General features: G+C 74.4%; 22 protein-coding genes. 8 read left to right on the forward strand and 14 right to left on the reverse strand.

Annotated features, from left to right (window positions below; all coding sequences use genetic code 11):
* Window positions 1-54 precede the first annotated feature (54 nt).
* The 4 genes from RVR_RS09790 to RVR_RS09805 all read left to right on the forward strand — a co-directional run bounded on the left by RVR_RS09790 (window position 55) and on the right by RVR_RS09805 (window position 3,568).
* Window positions 55-1,347 carry a hypothetical protein gene (locus RVR_RS09790; RefSeq protein WP_202233464.1) on the forward strand — a complete coding sequence of 431 codons (1,293 nt, stop codon included), beginning with the start codon at window positions 55-57 and terminating at the stop codon, window positions 1,345-1,347.
* Between the two features lie 85 nt (window positions 1,348-1,432).
* Complete coding sequence (locus tag RVR_RS09795) at window positions 1,433-1,585, forward strand: hypothetical protein (RefSeq protein ID WP_202233465.1); 153 nt, start codon at window positions 1,433-1,435, stop codon at window positions 1,583-1,585.
* A 99-nt stretch (window positions 1,586-1,684) separates the two neighbouring features.
* A complete protein-coding gene (locus RVR_RS09800; RefSeq protein WP_202233466.1) occupies window positions 1,685-2,071 on the forward strand; it encodes a hypothetical protein in 387 nt (128 codons plus the stop codon).
* A gap of 216 nt (window positions 2,072-2,287) precedes the next feature.
* Window positions 2,288-3,568 (forward strand): sensor histidine kinase, encoded by a 1,281-nt coding sequence (locus RVR_RS09805; RefSeq protein WP_202233467.1) that lies wholly within the window; start codon window positions 2,288-2,290, stop codon window positions 3,566-3,568.
* A gap of 36 nt (window positions 3,569-3,604) precedes the next feature.
* On the opposite strand, the gene RVR_RS09810 is transcribed toward RVR_RS09805, so the two are convergent.
* The 5 genes from RVR_RS09810 to RVR_RS09830 all read right to left on the reverse strand — a co-directional run bounded on the left by RVR_RS09810 (window position 3,605) and on the right by RVR_RS09830 (window position 8,339).
* Entirely contained in the window at window positions 3,605-4,957 is a 1,353-nt protein-coding gene (locus tag RVR_RS09810; protein WP_237404605.1) for an IS4 family transposase, read from the reverse strand.
* Window positions 4,958-5,204: 247 nt separating this feature from the next.
* Window positions 5,205-5,492, reverse strand: coding sequence for a hypothetical protein (locus tag RVR_RS09815; protein ID WP_202233468.1), 288 nt, complete (start codon window positions 5,490-5,492; stop codon window positions 5,205-5,207).
* A gap of 197 nt (window positions 5,493-5,689) precedes the next feature.
* On the reverse strand, window positions 5,690-6,547 hold the full coding sequence (locus RVR_RS09820; protein WP_202233469.1) for a hypothetical protein: 858 nt from the start codon (window positions 6,545-6,547) through the stop codon (window positions 5,690-5,692).
* A 144-nt stretch (window positions 6,548-6,691) separates the two neighbouring features.
* Window positions 6,692-7,624 (reverse strand): N-acetylmuramoyl-L-alanine amidase, encoded by a 933-nt coding sequence (locus RVR_RS09825; protein ID WP_237404664.1) that lies wholly within the window; start codon window positions 7,622-7,624, stop codon window positions 6,692-6,694.
* A 43-nt stretch (window positions 7,625-7,667) separates the two neighbouring features.
* Complete coding sequence (locus RVR_RS09830; RefSeq protein WP_202233471.1) at window positions 7,668-8,339, reverse strand: class I SAM-dependent methyltransferase; 672 nt, start codon at window positions 8,337-8,339, stop codon at window positions 7,668-7,670.
* Window positions 8,340-8,519: 180 nt separating this feature from the next.
* Here RVR_RS09830 and RVR_RS09835 point away from each other — a divergent pair, with 180 nt between their 5' ends.
* Window positions 8,520-9,734 (forward strand): cytochrome P450, encoded by a 1,215-nt coding sequence (locus RVR_RS09835; protein WP_202233472.1) that lies wholly within the window; start codon window positions 8,520-8,522, stop codon window positions 9,732-9,734.
* A gap of 61 nt (window positions 9,735-9,795) precedes the next feature.
* On the opposite strand, the gene RVR_RS09840 is transcribed toward RVR_RS09835, so the two are convergent.
* From RVR_RS09840 to RVR_RS09860, 5 genes are all read right to left on the reverse strand, one after another.
* Window positions 9,796-11,064: a cytochrome P450 gene (locus RVR_RS09840; RefSeq protein ID WP_202233473.1), complete on the reverse strand. Its 1,269-nt coding sequence runs from the start codon at window positions 11,062-11,064 to the stop codon at window positions 9,796-9,798.
* A complete protein-coding gene (locus tag RVR_RS09845) occupies window positions 11,061-11,669 on the reverse strand; it encodes a GTP-binding protein (protein WP_202233474.1) in 609 nt (202 codons plus the stop codon). The genes RVR_RS09840 and RVR_RS09845 overlap by 4 nt, the downstream gene beginning before the upstream one ends.
* Complete coding sequence (locus tag RVR_RS09850) at window positions 11,650-12,006, reverse strand: DUF742 domain-containing protein (RefSeq protein WP_202233475.1); 357 nt, start codon at window positions 12,004-12,006, stop codon at window positions 11,650-11,652. The genes RVR_RS09845 and RVR_RS09850 overlap by 20 nt, the downstream gene beginning before the upstream one ends.
* Window positions 12,003-12,416, reverse strand: a complete 414-nt coding sequence (locus RVR_RS09855) for a roadblock/LC7 domain-containing protein (RefSeq protein WP_202233476.1) — start codon at window positions 12,414-12,416, stop codon at window positions 12,003-12,005. Before RVR_RS09855 ends, RVR_RS09850 begins: the two co-directional genes overlap by 4 nt.
* Before the next feature lie 260 nt (window positions 12,417-12,676).
* Window positions 12,677-14,806 carry an ATP-binding protein gene (locus tag RVR_RS09860; protein ID WP_202233477.1) on the reverse strand — a complete coding sequence of 710 codons (2,130 nt, stop codon included), beginning with the start codon at window positions 14,804-14,806 and terminating at the stop codon, window positions 12,677-12,679.
* A gap of 676 nt (window positions 14,807-15,482) precedes the next feature.
* Here RVR_RS09860 and RVR_RS09865 point away from each other — a divergent pair.
* Together RVR_RS09865 and RVR_RS09870 are read left to right on the forward strand one after the other, a co-directional pair.
* The gene (locus RVR_RS09865) at window positions 15,483-16,475 is read left to right on the forward strand and encodes an aldo/keto reductase (protein WP_202233478.1); all 993 of its coding nucleotides are present in this window, start codon (window positions 15,483-15,485) and stop codon (window positions 16,473-16,475) included.
* A gap of 272 nt (window positions 16,476-16,747) precedes the next feature.
* Window positions 16,748-18,193, forward strand: a complete 1,446-nt coding sequence (locus tag RVR_RS09870; protein WP_202233479.1) for an MFS transporter — start codon at window positions 16,748-16,750, stop codon at window positions 18,191-18,193.
* A 149-nt stretch (window positions 18,194-18,342) separates the two neighbouring features.
* On the opposite strand, the gene RVR_RS09875 is transcribed toward RVR_RS09870, so the two are convergent.
* The 4 genes from RVR_RS09875 to RVR_RS09890 form a co-directional block, all read right to left on the reverse strand.
* Window positions 18,343-19,224: an alpha/beta fold hydrolase gene (locus tag RVR_RS09875; protein ID WP_202233480.1), complete on the reverse strand. Its 882-nt coding sequence runs from the start codon at window positions 19,222-19,224 to the stop codon at window positions 18,343-18,345.
* A gap of 133 nt (window positions 19,225-19,357) precedes the next feature.
* Entirely contained in the window at window positions 19,358-20,440 is a 1,083-nt protein-coding gene (locus RVR_RS09880) for a prenyltransferase/squalene oxidase repeat-containing protein (RefSeq protein WP_202233481.1), read from the reverse strand.
* Window positions 20,437-21,258, reverse strand: a complete 822-nt coding sequence (locus RVR_RS09885) for a class I SAM-dependent methyltransferase (RefSeq protein WP_237404665.1) — start codon at window positions 21,256-21,258, stop codon at window positions 20,437-20,439. The genes RVR_RS09880 and RVR_RS09885 overlap by 4 nt, the downstream gene beginning before the upstream one ends.
* A complete protein-coding gene (locus RVR_RS09890; protein WP_202233482.1) occupies window positions 21,258-22,769 on the reverse strand; it encodes a glycosyltransferase family 4 protein in 1,512 nt (503 codons plus the stop codon). Before RVR_RS09890 ends, RVR_RS09885 begins: the two co-directional genes overlap by 1 nt.
* A 231-nt stretch (window positions 22,770-23,000) precedes the next feature.
* On the opposite strand from RVR_RS09890, the gene RVR_RS09895 reads away from it, so the two are divergent.
* Window positions 23,001-23,741, forward strand: coding sequence for a TetR family transcriptional regulator (locus RVR_RS09895; protein WP_202233483.1), 741 nt, complete (start codon window positions 23,001-23,003; stop codon window positions 23,739-23,741).
* Window positions 23,742-23,853 lie beyond the last annotated feature (112 nt).

The raw sequence follows: 23,853 nt of genomic DNA on the forward strand, positions 1-23,853 counted from the left end.
TGATCGTCCTCACGTGCGAAAACTACGGTCCTGAGCCGGAGGTGGAGAACCCACATGACCCTCGACACCACTGGCACCCCGCGGACCCCGTCCCCGTCCCCGGCGACCGCCCCGTCCCCGGCGTCCGAGCCGGCTCCCGCGCCGGTCCCGGCCGGGCCCGTCCGGCGCCGCACCGGCTTCACGATCAGCGCGGACGGGGCGTACGCGGCCTGCCTCGCCGAGGTGACCGTGCCGAGCGAGGAGGGCGAGGGAGGCGGCTGGTACGTCGAGCGCTGGTCGCTGGACGGGCCCGAGCCGTACGCCGTGGCGCTGCCCGGCACGCAGCCGGAGGAGCCGGGCACCGAGGTCCTCCCCCTGCCGGACGGCCGCGTGCTCGTACGGCGCGAGGTCGGCACCGTCGCCGGAGTCGCGGCCGGGACCGGGGCGGAGGACGGGGACGGGGACGGGGACGGCGAGGGTCCGGTCCGCGCCGGCGCCTGCCACGACCTGTCCCTGCTCTACCCGTCCGGCACCGGCACCGGCGCCCAGCGGATCGGCGCCCTGGCGGGCACGGAGGTGCGGCTGCTCCCGCCCGCGCCGTTCGGCGCCTTCGCCACCTGTTACGACGCGGAGGGCGGCGCGACCTCGGTGTGGCAGCTATGCGACGCGGGGGGCGGCAGCGGGGGCGGCCCGGTCCGCCTGCTGACGGTGCCCGGCCGCTGCACCGGTGGCGCCTGGCTGGACCGTACCGGGCAACTGCTCGCGCTCGACCGCGAGTTGGACGGTCGGACGAAGGCGGTCGCGGTGGACCTGTTCGCCGGCCGGGTCAGCCCCCTGCTCCAGCTCACCGAGGACAGCGACGACCGGTTGCTGCTCGCCGAGCCGGACAGCGGGCTGATGATCGTCCGCAGTGACGCCACCGGGGAGCCCCGGCTCGGCTGGGGCGTGCTCGGCAGCCGCCACCCGGTGCGCTTCCCCGACACCCTGCGGGTCGCCGGCGCGCTGCTCTCCCCGGTCGCCGCGCAGCCCGGGCAGATCCTCACCCCGGAGGCGTGCGTGGTCGCCTTCCGCTCGGCGGTGCCCGGCGGCCGCTCGTCACTCGCGCTGTGGCGGCCGGGCGAGCGCCGCCTGCACTGGCGTCCCGCGCCCGCGGACTGGCTCGGCCCGGCCGCCCGCTGGCTGCCGCGCTCCCCGCTCCACCTGCCGGCGCCCGACGCCCTGCACGCGTACGACCCGCCGCCGGTGGCCGCCCCGGCGCCGCTCGCGCTGCCCGCGCCCCGGCTGGTCCGTCCGCGCGCCCTGCCCCGGGCCCGCCGCCCCCTCGCGGTGCTCCCGCTCCAGAAGGCCCCGCTGACCCCGGTCGCGTGACCCTCGGTAGACTCGCCCGCGTCACCCAGGGTGAACGCCCCGGGTGGTCGAGGCAGTCACGCGGGCACACGGGGAGAGCGGAACGATGTCGGACGCGACCAGGGCCGATCACGTGCGCGACCAGGCGCACCATGGCACGGACGAGGACATGGCGGGGCGCCACCGGGGCGAGGCGTCGCCGGAGGACTCCGAGGCGGCGGCGCCGCACGGCAAGCACCGCCGCGAAGGCGGGAACTGAGAGAACCCGGCGCACGGACGGTTCGCCGGCGGACCGCCGGCAGGCACACACGGACGCGGCACCCGGCGGGTGCCGCGTTCCGGATTCCGGGGGGAACCGATGGCGGAGCGCTGGGGCCTGATCGTCGAGGAGTCCAAGGGAGGCCGGTACGGCTTCGTGCGCTGCCGGGTGCTGGAGGTGGTCACCGGCAGCCGGGAGGACGCGCTCGCCCGGTTGGAGGGCCACGCCACCACCTACCAGCCGCGCCAGGAGCGGCACCCGCCCCGGACCCGGCTGTTCCGGTCGGCGGACGGCTTCCTGCTGGTCGGCAGCGGGGCCCCCGGCGAGTACGCCGACGACTGGCACGTGCTGTGCCGCTTCAGCGCCGCGGAGTTGCTGCGCGACAGCGAGGACACCCGGCGCGAGGCCGAGGCGGAGCGGCGGGCGCAGGAGGAGCTGACGGCGCGGGAGCGCGCGGAGAAGCGGCAGCGGCGCCGCGACCGCTGATCCACCGCGGCCGCTGATCCGGCACGGCCGCTGGTCCGGCACGGCCGCTGGTCCGCAACACCCACCGATACACCGCAGCCACTGATGCACCGCGGACCCGGAGCGCCTGGGGAGCACCCTGGCTCCGGCTTGGGTACGGTGGCCGTGCTCGTCGGCCGGCCGCACGAGCGGGCGCCGCACGAAGCCGCTGCGGCGCGACACCGGACGGGGACGGGGATGGCGGTGGACGCGAGACAGACGTCCGGCACGGCGGACGACGCCGCGCCGGACCCCGAGGGCAGGCGCGGCCGGAGGCGCGGCGCACGCCGTGAGCGGGACGCGGAGTCGCGCGGGAAGACGTGGTGGCGCCGGCACGGGCGGCTCGAGGACGAGATCGAGCAGTTGCGGAAGCCCGACGGCAACGCCCTGATCCCGTGGCTGCTGATGGCGCTGGGCCCGGTGATCGACGTGCTCAGGGGCGACGTCCCGCTGGCGTGGCTGGCGGGCGCGGGCCTCGTGGCGTTCTGCGCGCTCTACGTGCTGACCGTGCGCTCGTCGTTCAGCCCGCGCTACGGGACCGGGCCGGTGCCGCTGCGCCTGCTGGGCGGCCTGGGCGCGACCGCGCTGGCGCTGGCGATCGGCTACGGCGGCAACTTCCTGCTGCTGTTCGTGCTGGTGTCGCTCTGCGTGGGCAGCGTGGCCAGCAGCCGCCGGACCCTGGGGATACTGCTGGTCCCGACCAGCGCGGCCGCCGGGATCGTCTCGGGCCTGCGCCACGAGGGGTTCTGGTCGACGATCAGCCTGGCGTACGGGTCGTTCCTGTCCGGGCTGGTGGTCTCGGTGATCATCACGCTCTTCCAGGCGGTGGACCAGTTGAAGTCGACCCGCCAGGAGCTGGCGAGGTCCGCGGTGGCGCAGGAGCGGCTGCGGTTCTCCCGCGACCTGCACGACCTGCTCGGGCACACCCTCTCGGTGGTCGTGGTGAAGTCGGAGGCGGCCCGCCGGCTGGCACCGCGCGACCTGGACGCGGCCCTCGCGCAGGTCGCGGACATCGAGTCGGTCGGCCGGCAGGCGCTGACCGAGATCCGCGAGGCGGTCACCGGCTACCGCGAGGGCAGCCTGTCGACCGAACTGGACCGGGCCCGCTCGGCGTTGACCGCCTCCGACATCGAGGTGGTGGTCCAGGAGTCGGGCCCGCCGCTGCCGCCGCAGACCGAGGCACTGCTCGGCTGGGTGGTCCGCGAGGGGGTCACCAACGTGGTACGGCACAGCCGCGCCTCGAAGGCGACCATCGAGCTGCGGACCGAGACGGGCCGCACGCACCTGACCATCACGGACAACGGTGCCGGTCCGGCGGAGCAGGACGCCTGCCCGACGGTGCGCACCGGCACCGGCCTGCGCGGCCTGACCGAACGCCTCGCCGCGGCCGGCGGCTCGCTGGACTCCGGCCCGGCCCCGGCCGGCGGCTTCCGTGTCACCGCCGTCCTCCCGGTCGAGGAGGAGCCGGGGCGCTTCTAGGGCCAACGCCGTTCAGTTAGGGCGGGTTGGGTGGTGTCAAGGGCTGGTTGTGAGCATGTGGATGCTGATGGTGGCTTGGTGGGTGGTCCGGTCGATGGCGGGTCCTCGTGCGTTGTATTTGGAGATCGCTCGTTTGACGATGCGGTCTTTGGTGCGGACCCGCCGGGTGGGTAGGAGGTGGGCCAGGATGTGGCGGCCGATGGTGCCGACGAGGTCGATGTCGGTGGCGGTGGTGACGCCGGCGGCCAGGACGAGCTGGTCCCGGGCGGCGGAGAGGGCGGTGGTGAAGCCGGCCCGGTCCGGGTCGGTGCCCGGGATGCTGTCGGTGGCATCGGTCATCGCGGTCCGTAGTGCCTGGTAGGCGGTCAGCAGGGCCCAGACTTCCTGCTCGACGCCCGCCGGGGTGCGGGCCCGCAGGACGCGTCCGCCCAGCATCGTGGACTTCAGCTCCGCGTAGGCGGTCTCGATCTCCCAGCGCTCGTGGTAGAGCCGGACGAGTTCGGCGGCCGGGTGGGTTGCGGGGTCGGTGAGGGTGGTCAGCAGCCGGTAGTGGCCGGTGCGGGTGCCGTCGGCGGTGCGGACGGTGATCTCGGCGTCGATGACGCGGACGGTCAGCGCACCGATCCGGGCCAGCGTCGAGCCGTCGCGGCAGCGGGCCACCGGTGGCAGTTTCCGGTTCGTTTTGCAGCGCACCAGCAGGTCGGCACCAGTGGCGGCCCACTGGTTCAGCAGCGCGGCCGAGGCGAACATGCGGTCGCCCAGGAGCAGCATCCCCGTGCGCAGGTCCCCCGCCAGGCGGCGGGCGTACTCCAGCTCGCCGATCGAGGCCGGGCCGAAGGCGGCCCCGATCACCGAGCGGGTCCCGCAGGCGACCAGCAGGGCCAGCCGCAGCTGCGGATAGCCCGAGATCCCGTTGCCCAGCCGCTGCCGGGTGAACGCCGCGAGGTTGGCCGCAGCGTCCGGGACGGGCAGCAGGGTGCCGTCGACCGCGACCACCCTCAGCCCCCGCCACATCCCGGCGGCTGCGGTCGTGGCAGCAGGCCCCCGCACCAGGTCGAACAGTGCTTTCAGCGGTGCCGGCCCCAGCCGCTGACGGGCCTGGCGCAGCGCACTGCCGCTGGGGCGGACCGGCGCCGGGCCCGGTAGCCCGGCACACAACCGCTCGAAGACCTGCCCGTAGCCCAACCCGGCGAACAACGCCCCGGCCAGCAGCAGGTAGACCGTGACCCGAGCCGGCACCAGCCGCACCCTGCGCTGCACCGCGCCCGTGGCCGCCAGTACCTCATCGACCATTTCGAACGGCACGATCCCGGTCAGCTCGCCGATGTGCCCCGGCGCGAACACACCAGTCGCTACCCCGACCGTCCCTGATATGGCAGCCTGTTCCAACAGCGGAGCTCCTGTAGTGAGGATGTCTTGGAGGACAAACCTCTTCTACAGCAGCTCCGCTGCCTCGTTCACCAGCCTTGACTAACAGCCCCAGCACCTAACTGAACGGCGTTGCTTCTAGGGCCTGTCCGGCGGGTCCTGCCGGGCGTCACGGGCCCGGCACGATCCGCGGGACAGGCCCTGGGGTCGGGTCTGCGCGGTACGTGCCATGATCTCGGCGTGGGGAGGGCCCCACCGCCCGGGGGAATCAACTGCGGTTGACGCGGCCGGCCACCGCGTGGGCGACCAGCAGGTAGACCGCGGCGGGCAGACCGTAGTTGAGCACGGTGCGCCACTTCGCGTTGTCGACGGTGAACATGTCCTTCGACCAGGTCGCGAGCCAGTTCGCCGCATGGTGGACCGTGCTGACGAGGTCGTTGGCGCGGTTCGCGTCCAGGACGAAGAAGAAGATCCAGAGGATCAGGATGAGTGCAGCGATGTCTGCGGCGATGAGGATGATCACCGCGGCGGGGTTGCCGCCATATCGTCTGGCCATGGCTCTCGTTTTGCCCGGCCGCAGGGGGCGAAACCTGGTCCGTGCCGACCTGATGTGAGGCGGACCCGACAACTTTCGGAAGGCCGCGCCGCGGGCATGGCGACGGCCGGCCGCCGCCCTCGTCGAGGGTGACGACCGGCCGCTGTGCGCTGCCCGGTCACGAGGCCGTGCCCGCCCGGCGAACCGGCCCGACGCGGTCAGCCGCGCTGGATGCCGCTGCTGTCCTGGAGGACGCCGCGGCGGCCGTCCTGGGTCTGCGCGATGAGCGCCTGGCCGCGCTGGTCGACCGCGAGGTACCAGGTGCCCGGGGCCAGCTCGGCGATCTGCCCGCCGCTGCCGTCCTCGGCGAACAGCGGCCGCGGCACCGGCACCGCGAACCAGAACGCGGTGAAGTCCGCGGACGGCGACGGGGCGGCCGTGGTCGGCTGCGCGTGCACACCGGCGGCAGGCGAGCCGCCGTACGGCGGCTGCGGGGCCGGGGCGCCGGCGTAGGCCGGGTCGACCGACTGGGCGCCGCCCGGGTAGCCGTAGCCGGCCTGCGGCGGGGTCGCGCCGTAGGGCTGCGGGCCGCCGACGCCGTACGGCTGCTGCGGGCGCGGGGCACCGGCCAGCGGGGCCTTGAGCGCGGGCAGCCGGCTGTTGAGCACCGCGGCCGCGGCGATCACCACGCCGAAGATCAGGGTCAGCCAGGCGCCGACCTTCTTGTCGATGTTGTCCTGGTTGTTGAAGAGGGTGGACCACACCGCGGTCCAGCCGACGAACAGCGACAGCGCGATCGCCCACTGGTCCAGGGTCAGCCCCAGCACCTGCCGTCCCGCGAGCTGACCGGACCGGGCGAACAGCACGGCAGCGGCGGCGACGATCGCGGCCAGCGTCACCGACGGCAGGATCGGGAACGTGGCGGAGTGCCACAGGTTCTGCGAGCTGTGCGAGACGCCACCGGACACGGAGTAGCCGCTGGGGTAGCTGTAGAACGGCAGGAAGGAGGCGATCAGCAGCAGCGCCGCTGAGCCGATCACCAGGCCGTCTCCTCGGGTCAGGGAGCGGAAGTTCACGTCGGGTCCTGTCCTTTGCGATGCGAAATGCTGGAATCGGTTCGTCGGGGCGGGAAGCGGTGCCCCATCGTACGGGTGTGATCTTCGGCCGGGTGTCAGGTATGCGTCTTGGTGCACGATCCATACCGGACTGCTACAGCCCTGTCACCTCTTCCCGTCGGCAGGCCCCGCGGGGGAACCCTGGAGAAAGGCGGTGAGGCCGTCGGCGATCCCCTGGGCGGCGCGCTGCCGCCAGGCGGTGCTCGTCAACGACCTGGCGTCCTGCGCGTCACGCATGTTGCCGCACTCGATGAACACCTTCGGCACGGTGGAGAGGTTGAGCCCGCCCAGGTCGTCGCGGACCATCAGGCCCTTCCCGCCGCCGAGGTAGTTCGCGAAGGGCTCGCCGGTCGCCGCCTTGAAGTGCGCGCGCAGCGTGGTGGCGAGCCGCAGCGACGGCGCGGCGATCTTCCGGGTGTCGGCGGCACCGGCGTGCAGCGACTTCGGCGCGATGACGTGGAAGCCGCGCGCGCCGGCGGGGGCGCCGTCCGCGTGGATGGACAGCGCGGCGTCGGCGTGCGCGTCGTTGCCGATCCGGGCCCGCTCGTCGACGCAGGGGCCGTACGGGCGGTCGCCGTTCTGGGTCAGCACCACCTTCGCGCCGCGCGCGGCCAGGATCGTCCGCACCCGCCGGGAGACGTCCAGGGTGTAGGACGCCTCCGGGTAGCCGGAGTTCGTCTCGGTCCCCGTGGTGTCGCATTCCTTGCGGTTCGTGCCGATGTCGACCAGCCGGTCGATCTCCGCGGTGTGCTGGTAGTTGGTCGGGTTGTGCCCCGGGTCGAGCACGACGACCTTCCCGGCCAGGGGAAGCGTTTCAGCAGACGGCGTCGCCGCAGGGGTGGTGCCTGGCGTGGCGCTGCCGCCGCCGGCGTTCTTCCCGTCGGCGCCTGACGCGCTGCCGGTGCTGTGGGTGCCGCCGGAACCGGTGCCCGAGTCCGCCGCCGTTCCGCAGCCGCTCGCGAACACCACCGCCGTCACCACGACCGCTACGGCGAGTCCGCCGCCACGACCGCCCCCGTGTGACCCGTTGCTGAACACGCCCGCGACTCTATAGGCCCGCGCCGTCACCTTGCACCCGGCGTCACTTTCCGTGTCCGCCCGCCTCCGCGCCGGGCCGGTCGAACGGCCCGCCGCCGCGGCGCAGCACCCGCAGCGTGCGGGTCGCCGACACCTCGGTGAACGCGCCGGAGGCCAGTGCCCGCCGGTAGATCCGGTACGGGGCCTGGCCGCCGTCGGCCGGGTCGGGGATGACGTCGTGGATCACCAGCAGGCCGCCCTCGGCGAGCAGCGGCGCCCAGCCCTCGTAGTCGGCGCTCGCGTGCTCGTCGGTGTGGCCGCCGTCGACGAAGACCAGGCCGAGCGGCTGCCGCCACACCTTCGCGACCTGCGGGGAGCGGCCGACCACCGCGATCACGTGGTCCTCCAGGCCGGCCGCGTGCAGGGTGCGGCGGAAGTGCGGGAGGGTGTCCATCCGCCCGGTGACCGGGTCCACCAGCTCCGGGTCGTGGTACTCCCAGCCGGGCTGCTGCTCCTCGCTGCCGCGGTGGTGGTCGACGGTCACCACCACGGTGCCGGCCGACGCGGCCGCCTCGGCGAGCAGCAGCGTGGAGCGGCCGCAGTAGGTGCCGACCTCCAGCAGCGGCAGTCCGAGGCCGGCCGCGGCCTCCTTCGCCGCGGCGTGCAGGGCCGTGCCCTCGTCGAGCGGCATGAAGCCCTTCGCGGCCTCGAAGGCGGCGCGTACGTCCTTGTCCATGGCGCCAGCGTAGGCGGGTGTGCCGGGACCGGCCGGACCCGGTCACCCGGCGCGTCCCGGCGCGTCGCGGCGCGGCCGGCCGCGGCGGGGCAACTCGTATGGCCTGCACGCCAGTTCGTGCCTACGCTGGCCGGGTACGTTCCGGCAGGTTCCACAGGTCCCACCCACCCGAGGAGTCCCATGCCCGTACCCGGTCAGGCGCACGACATCCTGTCACCGCAGTTCGCCGAGGACCCCTACTCCAGCTACCGGGTGATGCGGCGGGAGACGCCGCTGCTGTGGCACGAGGGCATGCGGAGCTACGTCGTCTCGCGCTACGCGGACGTCGAACGCGCCTTCAAGGACAGCACCTTCACCACCGACAACTACGCGTGGCAGCTCGAACCCGTGCACGGGCGGACCATCCTCCAGATGAGCGGCCGGGAGCACTCGGTGCGCCGCGCGCTGGTCGCGCCCGCCTTCCGCGGCCGGGAGCTGCAGGAGACCTTCCTGCCCGTGATCGAGCGCAACTCGCGCGAGCTCATCGACGCCTTCCGGCACACCGGCTCGGCCGACCTCGTCGGGCAGTACGCCACCCGCTTCCCGGTGAACGTGATCGCCGACATGCTCGGCCTGGACCGGGCCGACCACGACAGGTTCCACGGCTGGTACACCTCGGTGATCGCCTTCCTGGGCAACCTCGCCCAGGACCCGGAGGTGATCGCGGCCGGGCAGCGCACCCGGGTGGAGTTCGCCGCCTACATGCTGCCGGTCATCCGGGACCGCCGGGAGCACCCCGGCGACGACCTGCTCTCCGCGCTGTGCCGGGCCGAGGTGGACGGCACCGCGATGGACGACGAGGACATCAGGGCGTTCTGCAGCCTGCTGCTGGCCGCGGGCGGCGAGACCACCGACAAGGCCGTGGCGAGCGTCTTCGCCAACCTGCTGCGGCACCCCGACCAGTTGGACGCGGTACGGGAGGACCGCAGCCTGGTGCCGCGCGCGTTCGCCGAGACGCTGCGCTGGACACCGCCGGTCCACATGATCATGCGGCAGGCCGCGCGGGACGTGCCGGTGGCCGGCGGCACCATCCCCGCGGGCAGCACCGTCACCTGCCTGATCGGCGCCGCCAACCGCGACGAGGAGCGGTACGCCGACCCGGAGGCGTTCGACATCTTCCGGACCGACCTGAACAGCACCAACGCCTTCTCGGCCGCCGCCGACCACCTGGCCTTCGCGCTGGGACGCCACTTCTGCGTCGGCGCCATGCTGGCCAGGGCCGAGGTGGAGGTCGGGGTCAACCAACTGCTCGACGCCCTGCCCGGGATACGGCTGGCACCGGGTGAACTCCCGGTCGAGCGGGGCGTGTTCACCCGCGGGCCGGCCTCGGTACGGGTGGAGTTCGACCCGGTGTGACCCGCCGGGCGGTCAGCGGCGCGGCCGGCCGGGCGGTCAGCCGGGGTGGGCGGCCGGGCGGTCAGCCGGCGTGGGCGGAGGTGAAGTGGACCGGGAGCGCCTCCAGACCGCGCATCCAGATCGACGGCCGCCAGACCAGCTCCCGCGGCGGCACCGACAGCTCCACGTCCGGCAGCCGGTCGAGCAGCACCTCCACCGCGGTCCCCGCGATCGCCTCGGCCAACTCCGGCGCCGGGTAGGGGCAGCGGTGCTCGCCGTGGCTGAAGGAGACGTGCGCGCTGTTGCCGCCGACCCCGGCGGGCCCGTCCGGCCGCACCTCCGGGTCGGTGTTGGCCGCCGCCAGCCCGAGCAGCACGCAGTCGCCCTGCCGGATCTGCCGCCCGCCCAGCCGGGTGTCCCGGGTGGCCCACCGGCCGACGAAGTTCTGCGTCGGGGTGTCCTCCCACAGCACCTCGTTGAGCGCCTGCCCGACGCTGCCGCGACCGCCGGACAGGGTGACGGCGAACCGGTCGTCGGTGAGCATCAGCCGCAGCGCGTTGCCGATCCAGTTCGCGGTCGGCTGCTGGGCGGCGGCGATCACCGTGATCAGGTCCTGGACGATCTCCGGGTCCGCGAGCCGGGCCGGGTGCGCGAGCATCCGGGAGGTCACGTCGGGGCCGGGCACCGCCCGTTTCTGCTCCAGCAGCGCCTGCACCCGCTGCTGGACCCGCAGGTAGGCCGCCACCGGGTCGTCGCCCTCGGCTGCGTCCAGCGACGCGATCAGGTCGCGGACCATGTCGGCGGTCTGCGACTCGGGCAGCCCGCACATCCAGATCGCCGCCAGCAGCGGCAGCCGGTGGGCGTAGGCGGCCATCAGGTCCGCGCGGCCCCGCCCGGCGAAGGCGTTGATCAGCCGGTCGGCGACCTCCTCGCACTGCCGCTTCAGCTCGAACTGGTCCACCTCGGCGAGCGCGTCGCTGATCACGCCGGACCGGCGCCGGTGCTCCGCGCCCTCGGTGAAGAGCACCGACGGCTGGTAGCCCACGAAGGGCAGCAGCGGCCAGTCCGCGGGGATGTTCTCCCACTGGTTCCAGCGGCGCGAGTCACGGGCGAACAGTTCGTCGTGGGAGGTGACGTAGTGCAGTTCGCGGTAGCCGAGCACCAGCCAGGCGGGCACCCCGCCGTCGAGCAGCACCGGCGCCACCGGGCCGTGCGCGAGGCGCAGTTCCTGGTAGAGGCGGGCCGGGGCCTGCTGGAACCCCAGGCCGCCGAGCGCCACGGCGCCGGGGTCGGCCGGGCAGGTCGGGGGCGGTGCGGACAGCGCGGGACCCGCGGGGACGTGGTCGGTCACTGGGCCATCTCCTGGGCACGGGACAGGGCGTAGAGGTGGTCGACGAGCGTGATCAGGACGGTCCTGCCGGACTCCCGGTCGCGCGCGTCGCAGTCGATCAGCGGGACGGCGTCGTCGAGGGTGAGGGCGTCCCTCACCTGGTCCAGGGTGTGCCGCGGCGGCCCGAAGGTGTTGCGGGCCACCACGAACGGCAGGCCGTGGTGCTCCAGCCGGTCGATGGCGTACCAGGAGTCGGCGACCCGGCGCGGGTCCACCAGCACCACGGCGCCGAGCGTGCCGGAGAAGAGCCGGTCCCACAGGAACCAGAAGCGCTCCTGGCCCGGCGCGCCGAACAGGTACAGCACCATCCGCTCGTTGAGGCTGATCCGGCCGAAGTCGAACGCGACCGTGGTGGTGGTCTTGCCCTCCACCCCGGTGGTCTCGTCGATGCCGATGCCGGCCCGGGTCATCGTCTCCTCGGTGTTCAGCGGGCGGATCTCGCTGACCGAGCGGACCATGGTGGTCTTCCCGACGCCGAACCCGCCCACGATCACGATCTTCAGCCCCTCGTCGGCGGTGTCGGCCAGCGGGGGGCGCGCGGGCGGTTCAGAGTTTGCGGAGTCCAACGAGCACCTGCTTCAGGAGTGCGGAATCGGGCAGCCCGGCGCCCTTCGGGGTACGGGGGTGGCGGGCGGTGACCTTGCCGGTGTCGAGGAGGTCGGCCAGCAGGATGCGCACCACGCTCACCGGCAGCCGCAGGTCCGCCGACAGCTCCACGACCGCGGTGGGGCGGCGGCAGATCCGCAGGATGGCGGCGTGTTCCGACTGCATGCCGGCCGCCGGCTGCGACTCGCTGACGATGAGCGCGACCAGGTCCAGCCGGGTGTCGTCGGCGCGGCTGCGGCCCCCGGTGAGGGTGTAGAGCCGGTCGGGGTTCTCACCCTCGACGGACTCGCGGCTCATGCCGGGCCCTCGGCCGGCCTTCGCGGCGGCGCGGTCAGGTAGTCGCTCAACTGCTCCACCAGCTCGCTGGTGTTGTGGCCGATCATCCCGGCGTCCGCGTCCTCCGCGGCCACGACCGCGAGGTGGGCGCCCTCGCCGGCCTCCACGATCACCAGCAGGCCGCCGTGGAACTCGGTCATCGACTGCCGCACGCCGCCGGTGCCGTCCCCGAACTCCACGGAGGCGCCGTGCGACAGGCTCTGGATGCCCGAGGCGATGGCCGCGAGCTGGTCGGCCTGGTCGACGTTCAGGCTGGTGGACCAGCTCATCTTGAGCCCGTCCCGGGAGAGCACCAGCGCGTGCCGGCTGCCCGGGGTGCGGTCGAGGAGGCTGTCCAGCAACCAGTCCAGGTTGCGATCGGTGGTCTGCATCGCGGTCGAGGTCCGCCCGGCACTGCTCCGGGCCGCGGGCCTCTTCCTCCAATCTGTTCGTCCTGACGCTGACGGATGGGGCGTGGGCGCCGGGGCCCGGGCCTGTCCGGCGGAATCCTTCGGTCGGGCCCGCGGCGTCCGTGCCGTGCTCCGCGGGGCGGAGGGCCGTCCTCGTACCGGGTCGTCCGTGGACGGTTCGGCAACGCCGGGGGCGCGGTAGCGGGCGTCGAGGGCCCGGCGCGATCCGCCGGACAGGTCTGCTAGGGGGCGTCGTCCCGCGGTGCGCGGTGCGACGGCCGGTGCGCCGGCCGGTACGGTGCGGCGCGCGGCGCCTCGTGCGCCCCGTCGTCCGGTGCGCGGTGCGACCCGGTCCGGAACGCCTCGCGTTCCTCGGACGGCGCCATGGCGTGGGACGCGTCCTGCGGTACGGCGCCGCGCTCGCGCGTGGTCTGCTCCCGCCGGCGCCGGCCCGCCGCGACGAACGCGCCGAAGCGGGCGCCCATGTCGCCGGTGGGCGGCCGGGGCGCGGGCGGGGCGCCGTCGGGCGGGAGATCCCCGGGCAGGGGGTGGTCGGCGCGGGAGAGGGTGCGGCCGCGCACCCGCTTGGGCAGGGCGAACAGGTCCTCCTCCGCGCCGCCTGCCGCGGCCTCGGACGCCGTGACGGGGACCGGGCCCGAGCCGGGCCCGGACGCGGCCTCGCTGCCCGCACCGGACGCCGTTGCGGATGCCGGCGCGGAACCGGAGTCGGGATCGGGGCCGGGGCCGGGGTCGAGGGCAGGGCCGGGCAGGGGAACGGGACCGGCCTCGGGGGCGGGGACGGGGACGGTCGCGTCCGACGGATCGGGGGTCGCCGGCTCCGTCACGGTCCCGCCCGCCGTACCGAGCTCGCTCACGTGACGGGCGGTCACGTCGGCCGCGGTGTCGCCGGGCGGCCGGCTGGACCAGGCGCCGCCCTCGGCGGAAGCGGCCGGCGCGGGCACCGGGCGCGCGGTGCGGGCGGCCGGTCCGGCCTGCCGCGTCGGCAGGCCGCCCGGCCCGGGCACGACCTCGCCGGAGGCGGCCGGGCCGCCCCCGGCCGCCGCCGACGGCGCCGCGGCCCGGTCCCGGGGTGCCGCCGACCCGAGCGGACTCTCCCGGGGCCGCGTGATCAGGTGCTGCGGGATGAGCAGCAGCACCCCCGTACCGCCGCGCGACGACGGCCGGAAGCTGACGGTCAGGCCGTACTTCCCCGCGACGCCCCCGACGACCGCCAGGCCCAGCCGGGTGCCGGACAAGGTGCCCAGGCGCAGCGGGTCGTGGGAGACGGCGTGCTGCGCGCGGCGCAGCGCCGGCGGGCTCATCACCAGGCCCGCGTCCTCGACGGTGATCACCACGCCGGTGGTCAGCTCCTCGACGTAGAGGTGCACCGTCTCGGTCGGCGGCGAGAACCGGGTGGCGTTGTCGACGAGTTCGGCGAGCGCGTGCATGACGCCCTCGGCGGCGTGGCCGACGACCGCCGCGGTGCTGGTCGAGTGCAGCCGGACCCGCTGGTACGCGCTGATCCGGCCGATCGCGCCGCGCAGGATGCTCTCCATCACGATCGGCTTGGTCCAGCGCCGGCCGGACCGGCCGCCGGTGAGCACCGCGATGCTGTCGGCCAGCCGCCCGGCCTGGGCGGTGGCGTGGTCCAGCCGGAGCAGGTCGCCGAGAACATCCTGGTCGTAACGGTTCTCCATCTCGCGCAGGTCGGCCATCATCGTGGTGGTCAGGGCCTGGACCCGGCCGGCGGCGTTGGCGCACGCCGCGAGGGTGGCCGCGCGCAGCCGCGAGCCGCCGGCGAGTTCGGCGGTGAAGACCTCCAGGACCCGGCGGTGCCGGGGGTCGGCGAGCGCGGGGGCGGCGGCCAGGGCGGTGCCCGCCGAGGCGCCGGCGCCGAGTTGCCCGACCATCGCCGGGATCGCCTGCTCCACCAGCACGCGCGCGTCGGCGGCCAGTTCCTCCAGGCGGGTGTTCAGCCGCTCCGACCCGGCGCGCGCGGCGGCCAGTTCGGCGTGCGCCGCGTCCGCCTCGGCCGCCATCTGGGCCACCCGCCGCTGGTGGCCATCGATGTACGCCTCCGTCTGCGCGACCTTGCGGCGCAACTCGGCGTTCCTGGCGTCGACGGCGGCGAGCCGGGCGGCCGCGTCCCGGCCGCGCCGGGCGGTGCTCCCGGCCCAGGCGACGGCCGCCACCAGCAGCGCGCCGTAGCCGATCGAGACCGCCCGCACCCAGGTCCGCGCGCCCTGCGGGGCGCCGAGGACGAGGCCCGCGCATGCCAGCCCGCAGACCACCACCGCCCCGAGGGCGAGGGCCGGGGCCGCGGGGAGCGGGCGTCTTCCGGCCTGCCGGCCGGCGGGTGAACGATCTGGCATCTGTCGGTCCTCGTGATCGGTCGGAGGCACGGCGAGGAGTCCGGGAAGCGGAATGCGCGTGCGCGGCGCGGACCTTCCGTCCGCCGGAACCGCGACCGGCCGATACGGCCCGCCCGCCGCCGACCGGTATTCGGCGGCGATTTCGGGGGCCGTAAGGGATAACCGGTGACGGCGTGCACCCGTCGAAGCCCGTCTGCGCATGAGGTTCCCGGACGTTCCATGCCCTTGCTGATCCGTGGTCGATCCCGCGCCGGGTCCATCCGAACTTCGGTGCGGGCCAGCGTACATGATGGTCCGCCCCTACCCGCTGTCCCTCACTCCGCCGGGTAAGTCCCTCGTTCGGGCGACGTTTTCGGTATTTCCCGCGCCGATATTCCGACCGTGCGATAGGCCGATGATTTTCTTCCCGGCGGTCCGGCCCGATGACGCGTCCGGTGATCCGCCGCGGTATTCCCCGAGCACCGGACCGGCCACCCGCGAATGGCGCCGGCCGCCCCGGGGAAACGTCTTCCGGAACGGTTTTCCCGCGGGACGGTTCGCGTCGGCGCCCGGCACGGGACGGCGGCGGCCGGCGGTCCTCCGGTTGACTTCGAGTGCGCTCCAAAACCTAGTGTCGAAGGCGTTCGCCAGCCCTCGAAGTGGCGCCCGGTCCGCCGGGCAGGAGGAGTGTCCGCACATGATCACCCGAACCGCGCTCGGCTCGCCCGGTCTCACCGTCAGCGCGATGGGTCTGGGGTGCATGGGGATGAGCGAGAGCTACGGCGCCCCCGACTGGGACGGCGGCCTGGCCACCATCAACCGGGCTCTGGAGCTGGGCGTCACGTTCCTGGACACCGCCGACGCCTACGGCACCGGGCACAACGAGGTGCTGGTGGGCCGGGCCGTCCACGGCCGCCGGGACCAGGTGCAGTTGGCCACCAAGTTCGGCATCGACCGCAGCGCCGGCGACCGGGCGCGCCGCATCCGCGGTGCCCGGGACTACGTGCTGCGCGCCTGCGACGCCTCGCTGCTGCGGCTGGGCGTCGAGGTGATCGACCTGTACTACGCCCACCGCCCGCCCCAGGACGTGGAGATCGAGGAGACCGTCGGGGCGATGGCCGAGCTGGTCGAGGCGGGCAAGGTCCGCCATCTGGGCCTGTCCGAGGTCGACGGCGAGCTGCTGCGCCGGGCGCACGCGGTGCACCCGATCACCGCGGTGCAGAGCGAGTACTCGCTGTGGACCCGCGACGTCGAGGCGGTCACCCCGGTGATGGCCGAGCTGGGGGTCGGGTTGGTGCCGTACTCGCCGCTGGGGCGGGGGTTCCTGACCGGCACCCTGGACCGCTCCACGCTGGGCGAGAAGGACTTCCGGAGCACCAACCCCCGTTTCGCCGGCGAGGCGGGCGAGGCCAACGAGAAGATCGCGCGGACCGTGCGCGAGGTGGCCGACCGGCTGGGCGCCACCCCGGCCCAGGTGGCGCTGGCCTGGGTGTACGCCCAGGCCGAGCGGCTCGGGGTGGCGGTGGCGGCCATCCCCGGCACCCGCAGCCCGGCCCGGCTGGAGCAGAACGCGGCAGCGCTGGAACTCACCCTGGACGCCGAGGCGCTGGCCGCCCTGGCCCCGCTGAGCGACCAGGTGAGGGGCGAGCGCTACCTCCCCGTGCACACCGCCGAGGTCGCCCGGGGGTGAGAAGCCGTCCGGCGGATCGGGCCGGTCGCGGGGAGCGGCGGCCTCGTGAACCGGCCTCAGGGCTGTCCCGCGACCCCCGACGGGCGTGCGTCGACAGCCACGGCGCCTCGCTTCGTTGTCGGGCTCATCCACAGACGACCCGGTATGAGGACGACCCTCCGCCTTGCGATCCACCGCAGCTGACGCCGCACGCTGATCCGCCGGGGAGGATGGGACAGCCCTAGGTCGAATTCCCGATGCCCCGGAGACGGGCCAACCGGAAGGATGGTCGTATGAGCGAACTCCTGGGGCGGCGTGCGCCTGCCTCCTCCCCCACCGGCCGTACCGCAGCACCCGCGTGGGTGGTGCTCGCCGCGGTGTGCGCGGGCCAGTTCCTGGTCGTGCTCGACGTGTCCGTGGTCAACGTGGCGCTGCCGTCGATGCGCACCGCGCTGGGGCTCGGCGACAGCGGCCAGCAGTGGGTGGTGAACGCCTACGCCCTGACCTTCGCCGGGTTCCTGCTGCTGGGCGGCAGGGCCGCCGACCTCTTCGGCCGCAAGCGCACCTTCCTGGTCGGCCTCGGCCTGTTCACCGCGGCGAGCCTGGCCGGCGGGCTGGCCCAGGACGGATGGATGCTGATCAGCGCCCGCGCGGTGCAGGGCCTCGGTTCGGCGGTGCTCGCGCCGACCACGCTGTCCATCCTCACCACGTCCTTCCCCGAGGGTGCCGAGCGCACCCGGGCGATCGGCACGTGGACGGCGGTCGGCGCCGGCGGCGGGGCGGCCGGCGGCCTGGTCGGCGGGGTGCTCACCGACTACCTCTCCTGGCGCTGGGTCCTGCTGGTCAACGTGCCGGTGGGCGCGCTGGTGCTGGTGGTGGCCACGCTCTGCCTGACCGAGAGCCGCGCGGAGCGGGCCCGCCGGCTGGACGTCCCCGGCGCGGTCCTGGTCACCGCGGGCGTGGCCGGGCTGGCGTACGGCATCGCGCAGAGCGAGTCGTACGGCTGGACGTCGGCGCGCTCGCTGCTGCCGCTGGCCGCGGGCGCGGTGCTGCTCGCGGGGTTCACCCTGGTCGAGGCGCGTACGGCGGCGCCGCTGATGCCGCTCCGGCTGCTCCGGGTGCGGTCGGTGTCGGCCGCGAACACGGTGCTGCTGGGGTGCGGTGCGGCGACCTTCTCGACCTGGTACTTCCTGTCCCTCTACATGCAGAACGTACTGGGCTGGAGCCCGGTGCGCGCCGGGGTGTCCTTCCTCCCGCACACCGTCGCCATCATCGTCGGCTCCAAGCTCGCGCCGCGGCTGATGGGCAGGACGGACGCGCGGCTGGTGGGCGCGGCCGGCGGGGTGCTGTCGGCCGCCGGGCTGGCCTGGCAGAGCACGCTCACCGTGCACGGCACCTTCGCCGGCACCATCCTCGGGCCGGGCGTGCTCACGATGTTCGGTGCGGGGCTGCTGATGACGCCGATCGCCGCGGCCGCCACCTCCGGGGTGTCGATGGGCGAGCAGGGCGTCGTGTCGGGGCTGTTGAACACCTCACGGCAGCTCGGCGGCGCACTGGGCCTGACCATCCTCGCCACGGCCGCCGCCGACCGCTTCGCCTCCCGCCACTCCCACGGCGCCGACACCGCCCACGCCCTGACCTCGGGCTACGGCCTGGCCTTCCTCATCGGCGCGGCCTTCCTCGCGGCCGCCACCTGCCTGATCGCCCTCCTCCCCAACCCGACCCCCAAACCCGCCTAGACCCGTCCGGCGGATCCCGTGACGGATCTCGTGGCGGGTCCTGTGACCGTCCCATGAGCGTTTCGCTGTGCCGATCACGGGGCGGGGCGGTCCGAGGGCCGGCGGCCCCGCCCCGTGTCTCCGCCCGACGCGGCTCCGGACCCGCGCGCTCAACAGGTATGGGCCGCCACGGCACCGATGAGCTCGGGCCAGAGTGCACGCGGCCGATCGTGGCCCATGTCGGGGACCAGCAGGAGCTTGGCGCCGGGCACCAGTTCCGCGGTGCGCCTCCCGCCGCTGGGGTCGATCAGCGTGTCGTCCAGGCCGTGGATCACCAGCGTCGGCACCCGCAGCTCACGCAGTGCGTCCGCACGTGAACCGCTGAGGATCATCGCGCCGAGCTGCCGCCCGATCCCCCCGGGGTGGTACGCGCGGTCGTAGCTCGCGGCGGCCAGCTCACGCAGCACCGCGGCGTCGCCGTACCGCCTGGAGGCCCACACCAGTTCCCGCTCCGCCGCCGCGGCGTATCCGTCGCGGTCCGCGGGCCTCGGGGCGAACAGCACCGCCTGGGCCTGGGGGGTGGACCGGCCGTACTCGCTCTCGCCGGTCGAGGACATCATCGACGTCAAGGTCAGTACCCGCTCCGGGCGGGAGAGGGCCATCACCTGCGCGATCATCCCTCCCATCGAGGCGCCGACCACGTGGGCGCGTTCGACACCGAGCGCGGTGAGCAGGCCGAGGCCGTCGTCCGCCATGTCGAGGAGCCGGTAGGGAACCATGGCGAGGGCGGCGCCGATGTCTCCCGAGCTGACGGCGGCGATGAATGCGCCCATGTCCACCGGGTGGTCGTCGAACGAGGTGGACAGCCCGCAGTCCCGGTTGTCGTACCGGATCACGTGGCGGCCGCGGTCCGCCAGCGCTCGGCAGAAGTCCTCGTGCCAGGCGAGCATCTGCGCGCCGAAACCCATCACCAGCAGGACGGGAGGGTCTCCGGGGTCGCCGAAGGTCTCGTACGCGAGGGAGACCTCAGGGGACACGTCCACGATCGGCATGACCGGAGACTGTCATGTCCGCCCATGGCGCGCACCCGGAATACCGGCGGGCGCGTTCCTCGTCACGCGGCGGCAGGCGGCAACCGCGGCCAGGGCCGCCGGGGTGACCAGGGCGGCCGGGCCACCGCCGCGGTCAGCAGCAGGGGGACGGCAGCGCGGAGGGAAGCTCGTCGGCGGCGAAGACCGTGGTGGTGGCGGTGTCCCCGCACAGCGCGGCGACCGCGAGGAGGACCGCGGCCGCGGTCCAGGTGGTGCGCTCGGCCGGCCACACCGCGCGGTCGGCGAAGACGTAACCCGTCCAGTACAGGCCGTCCTCGGCGCGCAGGTGCTGGATGTCGGCGAGCACGCGGACCGCGCGGTCGGACCGGCCCACCGCCCACAGCGCGAGCGCGAGCTCCGCGGACTCGCCGCCGGTGACCCACGGGTTGGGGTCCACGCAGCGCACCCCGAGCCCGGGCACCACGAAGCGGGACCACTCCGCGTCGAGACGGGCGAGGGCCGCGGGCCCGCGCAGCGTGCCGGTCAGCACCGGGTAGTACCAGTCCATCGAGTAGCGGGACTTGTCGAGGAACCGCTCGGGGTGCCGGCGCACCGCGTGGCCGAGCGTGCCGGCCGACAACTCCCAGTCCGGCTGCGGCTCCTCGCGGTGCTCGGCGATGGCCAGGGCGCAGCGCAGCGCCTGGTGGATCGACGAACTGCCGGTGAGCAGCGCGTCGTTGACGGCCGTACCGTCGGCCTCGCGCTTCCAGCCGATCTGCCCGCCGGGCTGCTGGAGCGCGAGGACGTACTCGACGGCGGCGTGCACGGTCGGCCAGATCCGCTCGATGAACGCGTCGTCGCCGGTGGCGAGGTAGTGGTGCCAGGCACCGACGGCCACGTAAGCGCAGAAGTTGGACTCCCGGCCGAGATCGGTGGGGTGGTCGGCACTGCCGTCGTGGTAGGCGGCGTACCAGGAGCCGTCGGGGTTCTGGTGCCGGACCAGCCAGTCGTACGCCGCCTCCGCGCGGTCGTGCTCGCCGGCCGCGTCGAAGGCCATCGCGACCTCGGTGTGGTCCCACGGGTCGAGGTGGTGGCCGCGGAACCACGGGATCGCCCCGTCGCCGCGCTGGGCCGCGGCCATGGCGGCGACGGTCTGCTCGGCCTGCTGCGCGGTGAGGACACCGGGCAGCTCCAGGCGCTCGGTGCGGCGGCCCTGGCCGCGGCTCGGCGAGGTCACTTGGCGCGTTCCGCGCCGGTCCCGCCCGCTCCGCCGACCGGCCCGCCCGATGGCGCGACCTCCTCGGTTTCCCCGCTCCCCCCGGCCCGCACCGCCTGCTCGGGCAGCCGCGGCTTCGTCGCGTAGGCCACGAAGCTCTTGCCGACCACCGGGTTGAGCACCTGCTCGGCGAGGCGGGTGGCCAGCGGCTTCTTCATGATGTCCCACACCAGCAGCTTGTGGTACAGCTTCACCGGCAGCGCCTGGTCGTCGTCCACACCGACCGCGCACTTGATCCACCAGTACGGCGCGTGCAGGCCGTGCGCGTGGTGGGTGCCGTACGGCTTCAGGCCCGCCTCCCGCATCCGGTCCAGGAGCTGGTCGCCCTTGTAGATGCGGATGTGGCCGCCCTCGACCTCGTGGTAGGCGTCGGAGAGCGCCCAGCAGATCTTCTCCGGGCCGTACCGCGGTACCGTCACGGCGATCCGGCCGCCGGGCCGCAGCACCCGGACCATCTCGGCGAGCACCGCCTTGTCCTCGGGGATGTGCTCCATCACCTCGGAGATGATGACGACGTCGAAGCTCTCGTCGGGGAAGGGCAGATGGAGCGCGTCGCCCTCCATCGCCAGCGCGGAAGCACCCGCCGGCGCCTCCCCCGCCTCCCGCATCGCCGCGAACCACCGGGCGACCTCGCGGATCTCCTCGCCGTTGCGGTCCAGCGCGATCACCTGCGCGCCGCGCCGGTAGCACTCGAAGGCGTGCCGCCCGGCACCGCACCCGAGGTCGAGGACGCGGTCGCCCGCGGCGAGCGGGAAACGGGTGAAGTCGACGGTCAGCATCAGCGATTGCTCCCCACGGGGTCTCCCGGATGTGCGGTCTTCTTGGCGTGTCCGTCCCGGCCGTTCCCCTGCGGGTCCCCCGCACCGGCGGTGGTACCGGCACCGGCGCTAGCTGCGGCACCGGCGGCGGCATTCGCCGGAACACCGGCCGAGGCGGAAGCGGCCGCCGACGCGGCCGCCGACGCAGGACTCGCGGCCCGGCCACCCGGGGTGCCGGCCGCGGTCGGCGAGGGCGGGCGCGAGGGCGCCGGCGCGGGATGCGCCGCGATCGCCGCGCGGTACAGCTCGGCGGTGGCCTCGGCCGCCCGCGTCCAGGTGAAGCGCTCCAGCACCCGAGCGCGCCCCGCGGCACCCAGCCGCGCCCGCAACTCCGGTTCGCCCAGCATCCGTTCGAGCGCGGCGGCGAGCGCGCCCGGGTCCCCGGGCGGCACCGCGAGGCAGGTCTCGTTGTCGGGTCCCGCCACCTCCGGTATGGCGCCGCCGGTGGTGGCCACCAGCGGCGTGCCCGTGGCCATCGCCTCGGCGGCGGGCAGCGAGAACCCCTCATAGAGCGACGGCACGCAGGCCACCTCGGCGCTGCGGATGAGGTCGACCAGTTCGGCGTCGCTGATGCCCTTGACGAACCCGACGGCGTCGGCGAGCCCGAACTCGGCGATCGCGCGCGCCACCGGGCCCTGTTCGGGCTGCTTGCCGACGACCACGAGGTGTGCGTCGGGCCGCTGCGTGCGGACCTTCGCCAGCGCCTCGACGAGGAAGACCAGGCCCTTGAGCGGCACGTCCGCGCTGGACGTGGTGACGATCCGCCCGGGCACCTCGGGCACCGACGCGTCCGGGGCGAACAGGCGGGCGTCCGCGCCGATCGGCACCGTGTGCACCCGCTCGGGGCGCACCCCGAGGTCGGCGACGATCTCCTGCCGCGAGGAGCCGGAGACGGTCAGCACCGACGGCAGCCGGCGGGCCACCCGCTTCTGCATGCGGGTGAAGCCGTACCAGCGGCGTACCGACATCCGCTTGCGGCGGTCGGCGGCGGCCGCGAGGTCGAGGCGGCGGTCGACGGTGATGGGGTGGTGGATGGTGGTGACCAGCGGCAGGCCGAGGCCGAGCAGCCCGTACCCGAGGGTCTGGTTGTCGTGCACGACGTCGAAGTCCGCGCGGCGGGCGGCGAGATGGCGCCGCGCGCGCAGGCTGAAGGTCAGCGGCTCGGGGAAGCCGCCGGTCCACATCGTGCCGACCTCCAGCACGTCGACCCAGTCGCGGTACTCCGCCAGGCGAGGGGTGCGGAACGGGTCCGGCTGCCGGTACAGGTCCAGGCTGGGCAGTTCGGTGAGGGTGACGCCCTCGCCGAGCGCGTCCAGTACGGGGTAGGGCTGCGCGCCGATCACCTCGACACTGTGGCCGAGTGCGGCCAGTTCGCGGGCCAGGTGCCTGACGTACACACCCTGGCCGCCGCAGAACGGGTTGCCCTTGTAGCTCAGCAGCGCGATTCGCAGGGGCCCGGACGGAGAGGTCACTCCGTCTCCCTTCTCGCTGCGATGTGGGCCGGAGCGTAACCGGTCGCGCTAATCTAGAACAAGTTTCAGATGGATCGTACAGGGGGCCGGTTCGCCCTCCCGCACCCGGCTGCCATCATGCACACACCACCGGCCGGGGCGCGCGGCGCGCGACCCGGCGGCCGCCGCGACCCGGGCGGCGGGCCGTCGCCGCCCGGCCGCACGGCGACGGCACGTCGGAGGACAGGACGGATGAGCGCACACCCCAGGCCACCGGCCCCGGCCCTGACCGCGCGGCAGGAGGCCCGGCGCAACCGCATCCTCGCCGCCAGCACCGAGCTGGCCTGCGGCGGCGGCTTCGACGCCGTGCAGATGCGGGAGGTCGCCGAACTGTCCGACGTGGCCCTCGGCACCCTCTACCGCTACTTCCCGTCCAAGATCCACCTGTTGGTGGCGGTCATGGAGGACCAGCTCGGGCAGCTCCAGACCGCGCTGCGCACGCGGCCCCCGTCCGCGCCGGAACCGGGCCGCCGCGTCGCCGACACCCTGCTGCGGGCCTTCCGCGCGCTCCAGCGGGAGCCGCTGATCGCGGACGCGATGTTCCGGGCGATGATCTTCGCCGACCGGTCGGTGCGCGCCCAGGTGGACACGGTGTCCCGGCTGACCACCTCCATCATCGTGGAGGCGATGGGCCGACCGGGTGTACCGGGCGCACCGGGCGCACCGGGCGCACCGGGCGCACCGGGAGCGGGTCGTACGGCGACGGGCGCCGCGGAGGCGCGCGGCGGGGAAGCGGGTGAGCCGGGGGCAGGCGCGTCGGGGACGGGCGCCGAGGACCTTCCGAAGGCCCTGCGCTCGACCGTCCGGGTGATCGAACACACCTGGCACGCGGCGCTGGTCGGCTGGATCTCGGGCCGCGCCTCGGTCGCCGAGGTGACAGAGGACATCCGAACGGCGTGCGGCCTCCTGGACAGGGCGGCGCGGGCCGGCTGAGCGGGCCTCGGCTCCGGCGGCGGGCGGAGCCGAGGCCGGGAGACCGGGCGGACCCGGTTCGGGCGGACCGGGCAGCGGACCGTTCAGGCGCCGGACCCACCGGGCATCGGGC

The sequence above is a fragment of the Streptomyces sp. SN-593 genome (genome assembly GCF_016756395.1).
In the GTDB taxonomy this organism is placed as follows: domain Bacteria; phylum Actinomycetota; class Actinomycetes; order Streptomycetales; family Streptomycetaceae; genus Actinacidiphila; species Actinacidiphila reveromycinica.